12 protein-coding genes and 2 pseudogenes are annotated in these 12,412 nt (G+C 71.6%); all 14 read right to left on the bottom strand.

Going from position 1 to position 12,412, the window contains the following annotated elements; genetic code table 11:
• Positions 1 to 45 precede the first annotated feature (45 nt).
• Entirely contained in the window at positions 46 to 552 is a 507-nt protein-coding gene (locus QMK30_RS26600) for a hypothetical protein (protein WP_283520862.1), read from the bottom strand.
• Positions 549 to 743 carry a hypothetical protein gene (locus tag QMK30_RS26605; protein WP_283520863.1) on the bottom strand — a complete coding sequence of 65 codons (195 nt, stop codon included), beginning with the start codon at positions 741 to 743 and terminating at the stop codon, positions 549 to 551. Before QMK30_RS26605 ends, QMK30_RS26600 begins: the two co-directional genes overlap by 4 nt.
• 83 nt (positions 744 to 826) lie before the next feature.
• A pseudogene (locus tag QMK30_RS26610) lies at positions 827 to 1,009 on the bottom strand (hypothetical protein); the annotation flags it as partial.
• A gap of 5 nt (positions 1,010 to 1,014) precedes the next feature.
• Positions 1,015 to 2,580 (bottom strand): annotated as a pseudogene (locus QMK30_RS26615) (DNA translocase FtsK); the annotation flags it as partial.
• Positions 2,581 to 4,940: 2,360 nt separating this feature from the next.
• Positions 4,941 to 7,088 (bottom strand): hypothetical protein, encoded by a 2,148-nt coding sequence (locus QMK30_RS26620; RefSeq protein WP_283520864.1) that lies wholly within the window; start codon positions 7,086 to 7,088, stop codon positions 4,941 to 4,943.
• A gap of 78 nt (positions 7,089 to 7,166) precedes the next feature.
• Positions 7,167 to 7,436: a hypothetical protein gene (locus tag QMK30_RS26625; protein ID WP_283520865.1), complete on the bottom strand. Its 270-nt coding sequence runs from the start codon at positions 7,434 to 7,436 to the stop codon at positions 7,167 to 7,169.
• The gene (locus QMK30_RS26630) at positions 7,433 to 7,633 is read right to left on the bottom strand and encodes a hypothetical protein (RefSeq protein ID WP_283520866.1); all 201 of its coding nucleotides are present in this window, start codon (positions 7,631 to 7,633) and stop codon (positions 7,433 to 7,435) included. Before QMK30_RS26630 ends, QMK30_RS26625 begins: the two co-directional genes overlap by 4 nt.
• A 3-nt stretch (positions 7,634 to 7,636) precedes the next feature.
• On the bottom strand, positions 7,637 to 8,161 hold the full coding sequence (locus QMK30_RS26635; RefSeq protein WP_283520867.1) for a hypothetical protein: 525 nt from the start codon (positions 8,159 to 8,161) through the stop codon (positions 7,637 to 7,639).
• 26 nt (positions 8,162 to 8,187) lie between these two features.
• The gene (locus QMK30_RS26640) at positions 8,188 to 8,535 is read right to left on the bottom strand and encodes a hypothetical protein (RefSeq protein ID WP_283520868.1); all 348 of its coding nucleotides are present in this window, start codon (positions 8,533 to 8,535) and stop codon (positions 8,188 to 8,190) included.
• A 43-nt stretch (positions 8,536 to 8,578) separates the two neighbouring features.
• Entirely contained in the window at positions 8,579 to 10,816 is a 2,238-nt protein-coding gene (locus tag QMK30_RS26645; RefSeq protein ID WP_283520869.1) for a DUF2637 domain-containing protein, read from the bottom strand.
• Between the two features lie 60 nt (positions 10,817 to 10,876).
• A complete protein-coding gene (locus QMK30_RS26650; RefSeq protein ID WP_283520870.1) occupies positions 10,877 to 11,251 on the bottom strand; it encodes a hypothetical protein in 375 nt (124 codons plus the stop codon).
• Between the two features lie 135 nt (positions 11,252 to 11,386).
• Positions 11,387 to 11,662, bottom strand: a complete 276-nt coding sequence (locus QMK30_RS26655; RefSeq protein WP_283520871.1) for a hypothetical protein — start codon at positions 11,660 to 11,662, stop codon at positions 11,387 to 11,389.
• Entirely contained in the window at positions 11,662 to 12,087 is a 426-nt protein-coding gene (locus QMK30_RS26660) for a hypothetical protein (RefSeq protein ID WP_283520872.1), read from the bottom strand. The genes QMK30_RS26655 and QMK30_RS26660 overlap by 1 nt, the downstream gene beginning before the upstream one ends.
• Positions 12,084 to 12,368, bottom strand: a complete 285-nt coding sequence (locus QMK30_RS26665) for a WhiB family transcriptional regulator (protein ID WP_283520908.1) — start codon at positions 12,366 to 12,368, stop codon at positions 12,084 to 12,086. The genes QMK30_RS26660 and QMK30_RS26665 overlap by 4 nt, the downstream gene beginning before the upstream one ends.
• Between the last annotated feature and the right edge of the window lie 44 nt (positions 12,369 to 12,412).

A 12,412-nucleotide genomic window follows, 5' to 3' on the forward strand; every position in this document is an offset into this window, starting at 1 on the left:
GCCGTGGGGGCCGATGTCGGCGGCCCGCGCCGGCCGGGCGCCGGGTCACTTCCGGCCGCCGCGCGAGCGCGAGGAGCTGCTGCTGGAGGAGGAGTTGGTGACGTTCACGCTGACGTTGACGTTCGTCCCGGACTTCCGCGACAGGCCGCCCTTGACCATCAGGAACAGCGCGCCCACCCCGGCCGCGGTCGCCGCGACGCCGATACCGGCCATCTGCGCGGCGTGCCCGGCGTCGCTGAGGCCGGGCCCGTAGTGCCCGGCCACACCCAAGATGGTCGCCGTGGATCCCCCGCCGGCCAGCATCCGCATCGGCCACGGGTCCTTGTGGGCGGGCCCGACCGGCGCGGCCTCAGTGTGTTCGGCGGGCTGCGGCAGGTAGGCCAGGACGCGTTGCCCGTTGGGCGCCAGGGCCCACACCATGCCCGCCGGGGCCGCGTTGACGGGCGCGGGCGGGGCGTCGGGGTGGCCGGGCGGGAAGGAGGAGCTGTCGGTGGTCGGCCAGTCCTTGAAGAGGCTGGTGGAGATCTCGTCTCCCATGGAGTGCTGGTTCATCGGTGGTCTCCCGGGGGGTCGGTGGCGGGGGCGGGCGGTGATGTGCGGAGGGTGCGCAGGGGGACGGTGCCGTGCAGGGCCCGGCGCAGCGGGCTGTCGGTGAGGGCGGGGTCCAGGAGGGCGATGACGCGCGAGCCGTCGCTCTCGTAGGCGACAGCCAGCTCGTCGGCCGGGTCGGGGGTGCGGGTCACGGCGGGTCCAGTTCTGCGAAAGAGGGGGGTTTGTTCTCGGTCGGGGGGGGCACAACCACCACCCCCCACACAAAGACGTTGTTTTTGCTGAACGTGTCGGCGAACCCCTTGAGGAAGCGGTTGATGCCGGGGGCCATGCCGGTGCTGGCGAGGAAGAAGCCGAAGAGGACGGCGGCGACGGCGGACCCGATCGACAGCCGGCCGGTGCGGTTGAGGACCACGAGGACGACCGCGAGCAGGACGACTGCGGAGAGGCTGATGGCCATGCCGGTCACTCCCCCGCCGTGTCGTTGCGTAGCGCGGCGAGGAAGTCCTCGAGGTCGTCGGGCTTGACCAGGACGTCGCGGGCCCTGGAGCCTTCGCCCGGTCCCACCACGCCCCTGTCCTCCATGTAGTCCATGAGCTGGCCGGCCTTGGCGAAACCGACGCGCAGCTTGCGCTGCAGCATCGACGTCGAGCCGAACTGCGTGGAGACCACCAGCTCGATGGCCTGCGCCAGCAGGTCGAGGTCGTCGCCGCTGATGTCCTCGACGATCCCCCTCTTCTGCTGGTTGCCCTCGGCGACGTCGTCTCGGAAGACGGGGGTCATCTGGTTCTTGCAGTGCCGGACGATCACCTCGATCTCGTCCTCGGTGACGAAGGCGCCCTGCACACGCGCGGGGGTGTTGGCGCCCATCGGCAGGAACAGCCCGTCGCCCTCGCCGATCAGCTTCTCGGCGCCGGGCTGGTCGAGGATGACCCGGCTGTCGGTAAGGGAGGCGGTGGCGAAAGCGAGCCGGGAGGGCACGTTCGCCTTGATCAGCCCGGTTACGACGTCCACCGAGGGCCGCTGGGTGGCGAGCACCAGGTGGATGCCGGCGGCGCGGGCCAGCTGGGTGATGCGGACGATGGAGTCCTCGACGTCCCTGGGCGCGACCATCATCAGGTCCGCCAGCTCGTCGACGATGACGAGCAGGTACGGGTAGGGCTTGAGCTCGCGCTCACTGCCCGCCGGGGCCTTCACCTTGCCGCTGCGCACGGCCTTGTTGAAGTCGTCGATGTGCCGGAAGCCGTACGCCGCGAGGTCGTCGTAACGCAGGTCCATCTCCCGTACGACCCACTGGAGCGCCTCGGCGGCCTGCTTCGGGTTGGTGATGATCGGCGTGATCAGGTGCGGGATGCCCTCGTAGGCGGACAGCTCGACCCGCTTGGGGTCGATCAGGACCATGCGCACGTCGTCGGGGGTCGCCCGCATGAGGACCGAGGTGATCACGGCGTTGATGCACGAGGACTTGCCGGACCCGGTGGCTCCGGCGATCAGGCCGTGCGGCATCTTCGCGAGGTTGGCCAGTACGTAGCCGCCCTCGACGTCCTTGCCGAGCGCGACCAGCAGCGGGTGGTCGTCCTCGGTGACCGCGGCCAGACGCAGCACGTCACCGAGATGGACCATCTCGCGGTCAGTGTTCGGGACCTCCACGCCGACCGCCGACTTGCCGGGGATCGGGCTGAGGATCCGCACGTCCGGGTTGGCGACCGCGTACTCGATGTTCTTCGCCAGCGCGGTGATCCGCTCGACCTTCACCGCCCTCCCGAGCGTGACCTCGTAGCGCGTGACCGTCGGACCGCGCGAGAAGCCGGTGACCTTGGCGTCGACCTTGAACTGGGCGAAGACGGTGGTCAGCGCCTGGATCACGGCGTCGTTGGCCTCGGTGTGCTCCTTGGCGGGGGTGCCGCACTCCAGGAGGTCCAGCGCGGGCAGCGAGTAGGTGTTGCCGCTGGCGAGCCGGTGCTGCGCCGGGCGCGGGCGGACCTCGGCCGGGGCAGCCGGGGCTTCGGCCACGGGCTCGGTCTGCTGCGGGAGGACCTGCTCGTCTTCCGTGTTCGCCGGCGCCGTCTCCGGGCCCCAGATGTACAGGCCCTTGCGCGGTCGGTGCATCAGCTGGTCGCGGACGTCGTGGGTGAGCCACGTCTGGACGGTGGCCCGGTCGAACTTGCTGCCGTACTCGTTGCCGAGGCGGGCGAAGATCTCCTGGGTGGAGCAGCCGGGGGCACCGGCCTCCTTGACCACGCGCCTCACGAAGGCGCGGCGCGGGTCGATGCTCTTGTCCTCGGTCGGGTCGACCTGTGCCGGGGCGGCCGGGCGCACGGGAACGGCCGGGCGCGACTCCGGCGTCGCGGGGCGGGAGTTACGGCCGCCGGCGTTGCGGTAGCGGTCGAACTCGACGACGACGTCGTCCTTCTCCGGCATGGAGGCCGCGGGCCGGGTGGCCCCGCCCGGGCGCCGGTCGGTGACGCCCAGGGTGCTCCAGATCTGCGACGGCGGCAGGCCCAGGCGCTCGGCCGTCGACCCGAAGCCACTGCTGCGCGCGGGCGCCGTCGGGCCCTGCGGGCTGCGGGGCGCGGGTGTCGACGGGCGGCTCCCGGCGCCGACGAGGGTGCGCTCGTCGCCGTCCTCCTCGTCGTCCAGGTCCTCCAGGAGGTGGCGGATGCGCTCGAAGTCCCAGCGCGTGTCGTACTGGTCGCCGATCGCGGCGCGGATGTCGTTGACCGCCTTGGCGTCCAGGGACGGGCGGATCCAGGTGTGCTGCTCGGCCAGGGCGGCGATGTTCTCCGGGTCGGAGTCGTTGACGTACTTGCCCTTGGCCGGCATCGGCCGGCGCACTCCGCTGCCCTTCAGCTTGGCGTAGAGCGAGCCGTCGAACTCGAGCTTGGAGAGGTCCATCGCCCGGTAGTCGTCGGGGAAGACATACCTGGTCTCGTTGCGCTCGCCCATGCGCATCCCGATGCGGGAGTCGTACTGGCTCTTGTTCTCGCCGCCACCCATGTTGGGGCCGGTACCGCGCTGCACAGCGTCGATCTCGTCGCAGGCGGCCTTGCGGCCCTTCTTCTTGATCCGGCGCTTGAGCTGAGCGGCCTCGGGGAGCTGCTCGAAGAGGTCGGCGACCTCGTCGCTCACCAGGATGATCGCCGGTTCCTTCTCGGAGGGGACCAGCTTGCCGTTGACCCGGGCGGACCGTCCGTCGACGACGGCCATGGCGGCCTCGAGCTGCAGCATCGCCTCCTCGGGGCTGGTGGCCACCCAGTCGATGACGGGCCGGTTGCAGCCGGGGCGCTTCTCCAGGAACGGCTTCAGCCACGGCCGGGCGGTCGCGCCGCCGCCCATGTCCGTCATCCAGATCACGGCGTCGGCGCAGCGGGTCAGGTACGACAGGATGACGTGGAGCAGGACGCTCTTGCCCGAGCCGCGCATGCCGGCGATGAGGACCGCGTTCTGCCGCATCAGCAGCATGACCATCTCGCCGTCCTCGTAGACGGCGATCGGGAACGGGTCGTTGATGCTGATCGGGCCGTGCTCGTCCTCGAGCGGGAAGCTCTCGGAGAGGACGTCGCGGGTGGTGACGTGCATCCACACCTGGCCAGCCGCGCCGCGGATCTCCTCGAAGCGCACGGACCCGGCGCGGACGTCGCCCTTGGCGACCTCGAGCGCGCGGACCTCGTTGTCCAGGCGGGCGGGGGTCACCGAGCCGTTGGAGGCGGTCAGGTCCAGGCGGATGCTGTAGCCGGAGCCGCGGTTGGTGCGCTCGCCGGTCTCCCGTACGCCCTTGAGGTTGCGGCGCAGGAAGACGCCCTCCCACTCGGTGGCCTCGCGGTCGGCCGGGTCGTCCGTGTACCGGCCCTCGTGCTCGGCGGCGATCTCCTCGCGGCGGGAGTAGCGGAACCAGGGGTAGAGCAGGGTGTAGATGGAGGTGGCGCCGATGAAGCTGGCGGCGCTGGTCAGGCTGAACGGTGTGGCCGTCGCGGCGTAGGTGAGCCACGAGGTCGCGGCGGCCACGGCGGTGGTCAGGTACAGGCCCTGCCAGCGGCCCATGCCGCGCAGGCCGTGGGAGCGCTCGGCGTCGCCCTTGGCCCAGGCGCCCAGCGCGGTCGCGCCGGTGGACACCAGGGCGACACCGCCCAGGGCGAGGGAGGCGTGGGTGCCCAGCGGCAGGCCCATCAGCTCGAGCGGGGTGCTGTTGCTGATGGCGTCGAACTGGTTCATGAAGCAGGCGCCGGCCCCGACCCACAGGCTGCTGATCGGGACGGTGGCGGCGCGCCCCAGCTTGTAGGCGTCCTGGGGAGGAACGCTGCTGCGGGTCTTGGTGGCTGCCATGGGATTCGGTGTCCTTCCGGGTGATGGTGCGGGGCAGGGAGGGTGGGGAGAGTGGGTGCCGGGCGGCGTCAGGACTGGACGTTCCAGAACTCGCCTTCGTTCGGGCGCGGGTTCTCGTGACGCTCGATGTCCTCGGCCTGCTCGATGCGCCAGGACTCGATGACGCTCTGGACCATGTCGACCATGCCGGCGTTGGCCGAGGCGAATTCGAGGACCATTTCGACGACGCCGGGCTTCACGCCGTACTGGTCCTGCAGGCGCTCGGCCATCTGCTGCAGGCTCTGGGCGAAGTTCTCGAACATCGGGGCCATGTCGTCGAGGTGCTGGGTGAGTTCCTCGACGGTCTGCGGCTCGTACTGGCCGGTGACGAAGTCGAAGGCTTCGCTGACTGCTTCGATCGGGGTGGCACCCACGGTCTTGGCTCCTGTCGTGGTGGGGGTGGCGGGCACATGGATCGGGACAGGCGTCCCGGGGTTGACCTTCACGGCCTTCTTGAGGCTGACCTTGCGGGCGACGGCGATGGCCACCCCGGCGGGGTTGGCGAGGCCGGTGGCCGCGTAGTGGCGCAGCAGCCAGGAGGAGACCCGCCGGCGGCGCATCACCCACTGGCCGGAGCGCAGGGCCTTCGCCAGGCCCCAGGCCATGCCGCTGGCGATCCGGGGCATGTAGTTGGGGCCGCCGGAGGAGTTCGCGATGCGCAGCATGTGGCGGTGGGCCCAGCCCAGGCGCTTGCCGACGGCCATGACGCCCTTGGCGATGATCGGCGAGACGAAGGCGTTGCCCGCCCGCGTGGCCCGGCGGCCGCCGCGCCACAGCTTCTTGCTGCCGCGCTTCATCATGCGGACCTTGCGGCTCGTCGCGGCCCGCTTGAGGCGGCGGTGCATCTTCTTCGCACCCTTGGTGTACGCCTTCTTCTTCGGCGTCTTGACCGCAGGTCCGCCCTTCCGCTTACCGGAAGTGGTCGCCTTCCGCTTCTTGAAGATGCGGCGCCTGGTCTTCGTCGGGGACTTCGCTGCTCCCTTCTTCTTCGGGGACTTCTTCGCCGCTCCCTTCTTCGGGGTGGTCGGCTTCTTCTTCGGCGTGGGCGCGGGCCGCTTCCCGGCCTTCTTCGCGGCCCGGGCCGCGGCGGCGGCCTTGCGGCCGGTCGTCTTGACCGTGGGCTTGGGCGTGGACTTCTTCTTCAGTGCCACCTTCTTCTTCAGCGCCGCTGCCTTCTTCTTCGCCGCTGAAGTCTTCGTCGCCCCCGCGCCCTTGGAGGCGGACCCGCCGGCCGACGAACCGCCGCGGCCGGTCAGCTTGCCCAGGGCGCGCTTGGTGAGCGACGGCTTCGCGTGCGCACCGGTGTTGCGGCCCGTCGACCCGCCCGCGGCCGGCCGGTTGGCCCCGCTGCTCGGCTTCACCGCGCCGCCCCGTCCGGTGGAGGACCTCGCCGCTCCCCCGCCCAGGCCGCCGGTGTTCTTCCGGCCCGGGCCGGTGCCCTTGCCGCTCGTGACGTGACGCCCGGCAGCGCCCTTGCCCGCCGCGCCGCCCGCAGCGGACTTCGCCGCGTTCGTACGGGCGTTGCGCTTGGCCGAGCGGGCCCCGGCGGACGGGCTCGCCCCGCCACCGGCCTGCCCGGCGGTCTTCCGGCCGGCCGCGCCCTTGCCGCCGCGGCCGAACAGCCCGCCGCCGCTCTTCACGCCGGCCCCGGACCTCCCGCCGGCTGCTCCGGTGCCCTTGCGGCCCAGGAGGCGTCCGGCGGCGCGGGCCGAGGGGTTGGTGCGGGCCGTACGGGCGCGGCCGCCCTTGTTGGCGGCGCGGCGGTCGCGTGCCCGCCGCCACAGCGCCCGCACGCTGAGGGCGGTTCCGATGACCGCGGCGATCGCCAGGCCGATCATCATCCACTGGCCGTACAGGTGGGCGAGGTAACTCGCTGCAATCATCGCGATGGGCGGGGCCGCAGTGAGCGCAAGGGCGGTGAGGCCACTCAACGGTTCGGAGTCGGCCTCGGGAGCGGCCTGTGCCGGGGTGCGCGGCGCGGGTGCCGCAGGCGGCGGGAGGGTGGCGGTAGCGGCGCCCGGAGCCCCAGGCGCAGCCGCCGCCGGGGGCTGCGAGTTGAAGTCGAAGCTGGTGCTCACAGGAGGCTTCCTCATCTCCGGGTCGGTCACTGTCGGTTGATGTTCGGGTTGTTCGTTGTTGTTGTCGTTGTTGTTGTCGCCCTGTTGTCCGCAGCTCATGGGCTGTTTTTCGGCTCCTGGCGGGGGTTGCGGGCGCGGTTGGGCCCGAGCGACAACAACCAACAACGTCACGTGGTGTTACGTGCGCGGGTGGGGGTCGACGGGCTGTTCCGGTGCCGGGTCGGCCGTGGCGGCCGAGTCGGCGGACGGTGCGTGGGCGGCGGCCAGGGCCGCGTACGCCGCGTACGGCGGGCGGCTCTTGCCCCACCGGGCTCGGCCGACGAACAGCGGCACTCCCTCGCGGAACAGTTCCAGCAGGCTGCGCCGGCGGACCGTCATGAAGGCCGGGCGGCCGTCACGGAAAGTGCCGATGCGGACGGGGGTGGTCGGCTGGTCGTCGGCGCTCACGGGGTTCCTCCTTCCTGCTGCTGGGCGGTGGCGGGTGCGAGGTCGAGGTCGACGGTGCACGCGATGGTGTGGGCAGGGTTGAGGCTTTCGATGTGGGCCAGGGCCTCGGCCAGGTCCTTGGCGGCCTGGGCCGAGGTGATGGAGTTCCACTCGAAGCGGGTGGGACGGGCCGGGGTGGGTTCGCCGCGCGTTTGCACTGGTCAGAGCCCCAAGACGCGCTGGAGGACGGTCCGCTTGCGCTGGCCGGCCGGGACGGAACGGGTGATGGTCCGGCCCGGCCGGTGGTTGGCGCTGGGCCGCAGGCCCTTCGGGATGCCGTCGTACGGCAGGTGCAGGCACTCCTCGACGGAGAGCGGGCCCTGGCGGTCGAGGTCGTCGAGGTCGAAGTGGATCCACGTCTTCAGCGGCTCGTCGTTCGACCGGTGCTGGGCGTCCGGGTCGCCGGGGTTGCGGCGCAGCCGCTGGGCGTTGAGGTGCTCGAGGGCGGAGTCGAGGATGTCCTTCGCGCCGCGGACCGTCTCGGCGCTCAGGTTCCGTGCCGGCACCTGGTCGGTGTCGACGTCGAGCTGGATCGTCATGCGCAACGGGAGGTCCCCGGCCTTGTACTGGGCGTCGTAGTCGCCGGGGTGGCGGCGCAGCACTTCGGCGCGGATCTCGGCGAGGACCGAGCGCAGCATGTCCCGGGATTCGCGTCCGGTCTCGGCGTGCAGTTTGGTGTAGGTCACCGTGATCTCCATGGGGTGTCAGAGGGTCAGTTGTCGATGTCGATCGATTGGCGGCGGGCGCGCCGGTTCAGCTCGCCCGCGTACTGCCGACGGGCTTCCGCGAGTCGGCGGGCTGCCGTTGCCTTGGGGCGGTTCAGAACCTGCATGGCGCGGTTCAGATCGACGCGGTTCCAGCCGTCGGTGTCGAGGATCCGGTAGAGGATTCCGACCTCGGAGCGGGCCTTGGTCTGGCGAGCCAGTTCGGAACCCTGGGGTTCGGAACCGAGGTTCGCCTCGGCGTACGCAGCGATGACTCGCAGCGCGCAGGTTCCGCACAGGGGCAGCGGTTCGCGAACCTGGGCGGTTCCGGTGCAGGTTCCGACGGAGCAGTTCATGGTTCGGGGTTCCCCTCGGGCAGGTTCCGATGGTTCGGCTGGATCAGGCGGCGTCGCGCTTCCGCCAGACGGTGCGGGCGTCACGGAGGCGGTGGTAGGCGGTGGTTTTGCTCAGGCCAGTGCGCTCAATGACCAGGCCGAGCTTCACCGCGTCGTAGCCGAGTTCGTCAATGAGGTTCAGAACCTGCTGGATCTGCTCCTCCTTGGTGGCAGCGCGAGCGGTGAGGTTCGCGGGTTCGCGGTTCCGCCGCTTCGGCTTCGGCGTCTTCTCGGAACCAGGTTCGGGAACCTCGGGTTCGCCGGGCTCGGGTTCCGGGTTCACGGAAGGTTCGGGAACCTCGTTCGCTGACGGCACCGGAGGTTCGACGGGCCCGTTGGCCTTCTGCTCGGCGAGGGTCTCGGAGACCGGGATGCCGAGCTTGGCGAGGGTCAGCGGGCGCAGCTCCTCCTGGGTGGCCTCGCGGCGCCACTTCCACCGGCCGTACTTCTGCTTGAGCGAGCCGAGGTAGACGACGCGTTCGCGCTCCTGCTTCAGGGCATCGTCCAGGCCGCGGATCTTCCAGACCCGCATGCGGCGGACGAGGATGGCGGTCGAGGGCAGGGCGAGCAGCCAGCGGTCCAGGCCGGCCGACTCGATGTGCTTGCCGCTGCTGAGCGCGGCGACGTGGGCGACGGTGTGCCGGCCGCCTTCGGTGGCCAGGACGAAAAGCGCCGGCATCACGGTGTGCATGCCGACCGCCACCGGGTCGCCCCAGCTGGCCGACGCGTTGAACCAGATCGTCGCGACCGTCAGGCCCCAGGCGGCGTGCCGCAGGAGCGGGTACGGCATCCGCCTCCACGTCAACAGGAGGTCAAACGCGATCAAGACGACAATCCCAGCATCGACTCCGATCGGCAGCCACTTCGAGAAGTCCCCGAAGCCCTTCTCCACGGCCAGCTCGCGCACGGCCGTGTAGGAGCCGGTGAAGCCGATCGCCCCGATGCAGCCGGCGCCGACGATGATGATGGCGATCAGCACCCAGTGGACCCAGGTGACCTGCTCCTCGCCGGTCTTGCGGCGCTCCACGCGCTCCTGGCGGCGGGCGTCCTTGTCGTCCCTCTTGAGCTTCTTGGCCTTCAGCTTGATGACGGTGGGGTCCAGGGCGGCGGCCATCTTCTCCTCGGCCGCCGCGGTGAGCTGCTTCGCTTCCTCCTGCTCCTGGTCGGCGAACCTGCGGACGGCGGCAGCGGTCTCGAGGTCCTTGATGCTCTGCTCGCTGATGAGCGAGGCGTTGTCGGTGGCGGCCTTGATGCGCTGCGCGGCGACCTCGCCGGCCTGCTCCCGCTCCCGGATCGCGGCCTGCCGCTCGGATTCCGCTTCGGTCTGGGCCTGGGTACGGACGCGTTCCGCTTCGTCCTGCGCGGCGGTGCGCAGCGCGGTGGCCGCGGCCTCCGCGCGCTCCCGGATCGTCTCCGCGGCCGCCTGGGCCTCGGTGCGGATCCGGTCGGCGTCCTGACGGGTGCGGCGGGCCTCGGTCTGGGCCCGCTCGACGTCGTCGGCGGCCAGCGTGCGGGCCCGGTCGGCCTCGGCGAGCGCGTCGCTACGGAGCTGCTCGGCGTCCGTACGGCCGGCGTCCAGGGCCCGCTGTGCGTCGGTGAGGAGTCCCTCGGCGCGGTTGCGGGCCTGGGTCAGGATCCGCTCGCCCTCGCGGGTGGCGGCGTCCCGGATCGAGGTGGCCTCGGCCTGGGCGGCGTCGCGGACGGCGTCCGCGTCGCGCTCGGCCTGGGCCAGGCGCTGGGTGGCGCTGTTCTCCGCGGCCGCCCGGGTCTGGTCCGCGGCGTCGACGGCGCTGGTGCGGATCCGGTCGGCCTCGGCCCGGGCGTCGTTGACCTCGGTGCCTGCGTCCCGGTGGGCCCGGGCCAGACGCTGGGCCGCTGCGGTCTTCGCCTCGTCGGCGGCCTTGGTGCGCAGCTGCTCGGCGTCGGCCGTGCCCTGCGCCTGGATCTCCTCGGCCTGCCGGCGGGCGTCGGCAAGGACGGTTGCGGCCTGCTCGTCGGCCTGCGTGCGCAGGGCGTCGGCCTTGGTCTGCGCCTCGGTGAGGAGCTCGCCGACGGTGGAATCCGCCTCGGCGAGTGCCTCGGCGCGGGTCGTCTCCGCGAGGCGCTCGGCGTCGGCGAGCAGGGTCTCGGCCTCGGCGCGGGCCTTGGCCAGCAGCTCCTCGCCCGTGGGGTCGGTCTTGGCGGCAGCCGCTTTCGCCGCAGCGGTGCCGCTGGCCTTGGTGTTGCGGCGGTTGGTTGCCATGACGTGCGATGTCCCTTCGGAAGGTGCTGTCGGGGGTGTGCTGTGCGTCGGTGGGGCGGGTCAGATGACGGTCAGGACGAGGCCGGACAGGGTGAGGACCAGCAGGGCGACCGGCAGGGCGACGCCGAGGACGAACACTCCGGCGGTGGCCGGGTCCTGCGCCGCGGCGTTCTCCCAGCGGATCAGCGCGCCGATGGTGTGGGTGTGCAGCCAGCGGCCGTAGCGCTGGAGCGCGGAGGGCCGGCGCAGGTTGAGGTTCTCGACGGCCTCGTAGTCGGCGGACGTCCACTTCGAGGTGTCGCCGGAGCAGCTGCCGAGCAGGGCCTCGTTGCGGACCATGAACTCCGGGCCGGTCGGCGGCTTGACGCGGAACGTGGTGCCCAGGCCGGTGCGCTTCAGGTACTCCTTGACGGCGGCCTTCTGAGTGCGGGTCATCTCGCTGGCCCCTTCCATTCGGTGATGAGCGGGAGACGGTGTGTGCTGGCCGGCGGGTACACCGGTGGCCGTGCGGTGGCGCTGAGCGGGAGGGCGGAGTCCGGGGTCCGGTGGGGCCGGACTCCGCCGGGCACGTCAGGGGCTGGGGTCGGGCTCCGGGTCTGCGTCCGAGTCGGAGCCGCCGAGGGCGAGTCCGAGGAAGAGGCGGAAGACGAGGAAGACGCCGCCGAAGTACGCGAGGTGCGCGACCGCGGGGCCGAAGCCGTGGAGGAAGTAGTCGATGAGGGAGAGCACGCCGACCAGCAGGGCCAGGACGGTGACGACCGTGGACCGGCTCGGGCCCTCGTACTCGTCGTCGTCGACCAGGGCCTTGGAGGTCTTGACCTTCGCGGGGAGCGTGGCGGAAGCCATCACAGCCACCGCCCCAGGCCCAGCGTCCGGGCGATCCGGGTCAGGAGGCCGGCCGGGCGGCGCTGCGGCTGTGCAGCGAGCTCGGCCCCTCCCTGGATCCGGTGCACCAGCTGGTTGACGATTTCCTCGCCGTCGCCCTGGACGTGCACCTCGCTGAACAGGCCGCCCAGTTCGGCGGTCTCCGAGCTACGGCCCAGCAGCGGGTGCCGGCTGTAGCCCTCGACGAGGACGGCGATCTCGGCGGAGGCGTTGATCGTGCCGTCGCCCAGGCCACCGAGGGAGGCGACCAGCCGGGCCAGGTCGGCCCGGTCGGCGACCTCGTAGGACTCAAGGTGCGCGATGGCGTCGAGCAGGGGGCGGACGGCGGGGTGGACCTCGGGGGCGTAGGCGCGAGCGACTCGCTGCGCGGGGGCCTTGGTCTTCACGACTGGGCCCCCGCCTTCTGCTTGCTGGCGGCGGCGGTACGCTGACGAGCCACCCGGCGCTTGATCGCCCGACGCTCGTCCTCGCTCAGGCCACCCCAGACGCCGGAGTCCTGACCGGTGTCCATCGCCCAGTCGCCGCAGGTCTCCATGACCGGGCAGCGACGGCACACGGCCTTCGCCTCCTCGATCTGCAGGAGAGCCGGGCCGGTGTTGCCGACCGGGAAGAACAGCTCCGGGTCCTCCTGGCCGCAGGAACCCTGCTGGCGCCAGTCCGCGGTGATCCGGTACGAAGTCTCGCCGCCGCTGTGGGCGCCGAACCTCTGGT

The sequence above is a fragment of the Streptomyces sp. H27-C3 genome, from assembly GCF_030063415.1.
GTDB lineage: Bacteria > Actinomycetota > Actinomycetes > Streptomycetales > Streptomycetaceae > Streptomyces.

Excerpts from the sequence above, each read along its gene's own strand:
- QMK30_RS26600 (WP_283520862.1), bottom strand. The coding sequence starts at position 552 with ATGAACCAGCACTCCATGGGAGACGAGATCTCCACCAGCCTCTTCAAG.
- QMK30_RS26620 (WP_283520864.1), bottom strand. The coding sequence starts at position 7,088 with ATGAGCTGCGGACAACAGGGCGACAACAACAACGACAACAACAACGAA.
- QMK30_RS26640 (WP_283520868.1), bottom strand. The coding sequence starts at position 8,535 with ATGAACTGCTCCGTCGGAACCTGCACCGGAACCGCCCAGGTTCGCGAA.
- QMK30_RS26645 (WP_283520869.1), bottom strand. The coding sequence starts at position 10,816 with ATGGCAACCAACCGCCGCAACACCAAGGCCAGCGGCACCGCTGCGGCG.
- QMK30_RS26650 (WP_283520870.1), bottom strand. The coding sequence starts at position 11,251 with ATGACCCGCACTCAGAAGGCCGCCGTCAAGGAGTACCTGAAGCGCACC.
- QMK30_RS26655 (WP_283520871.1), bottom strand. The coding sequence starts at position 11,662 with ATGGCTTCCGCCACGCTCCCCGCGAAGGTCAAGACCTCCAAGGCCCTG.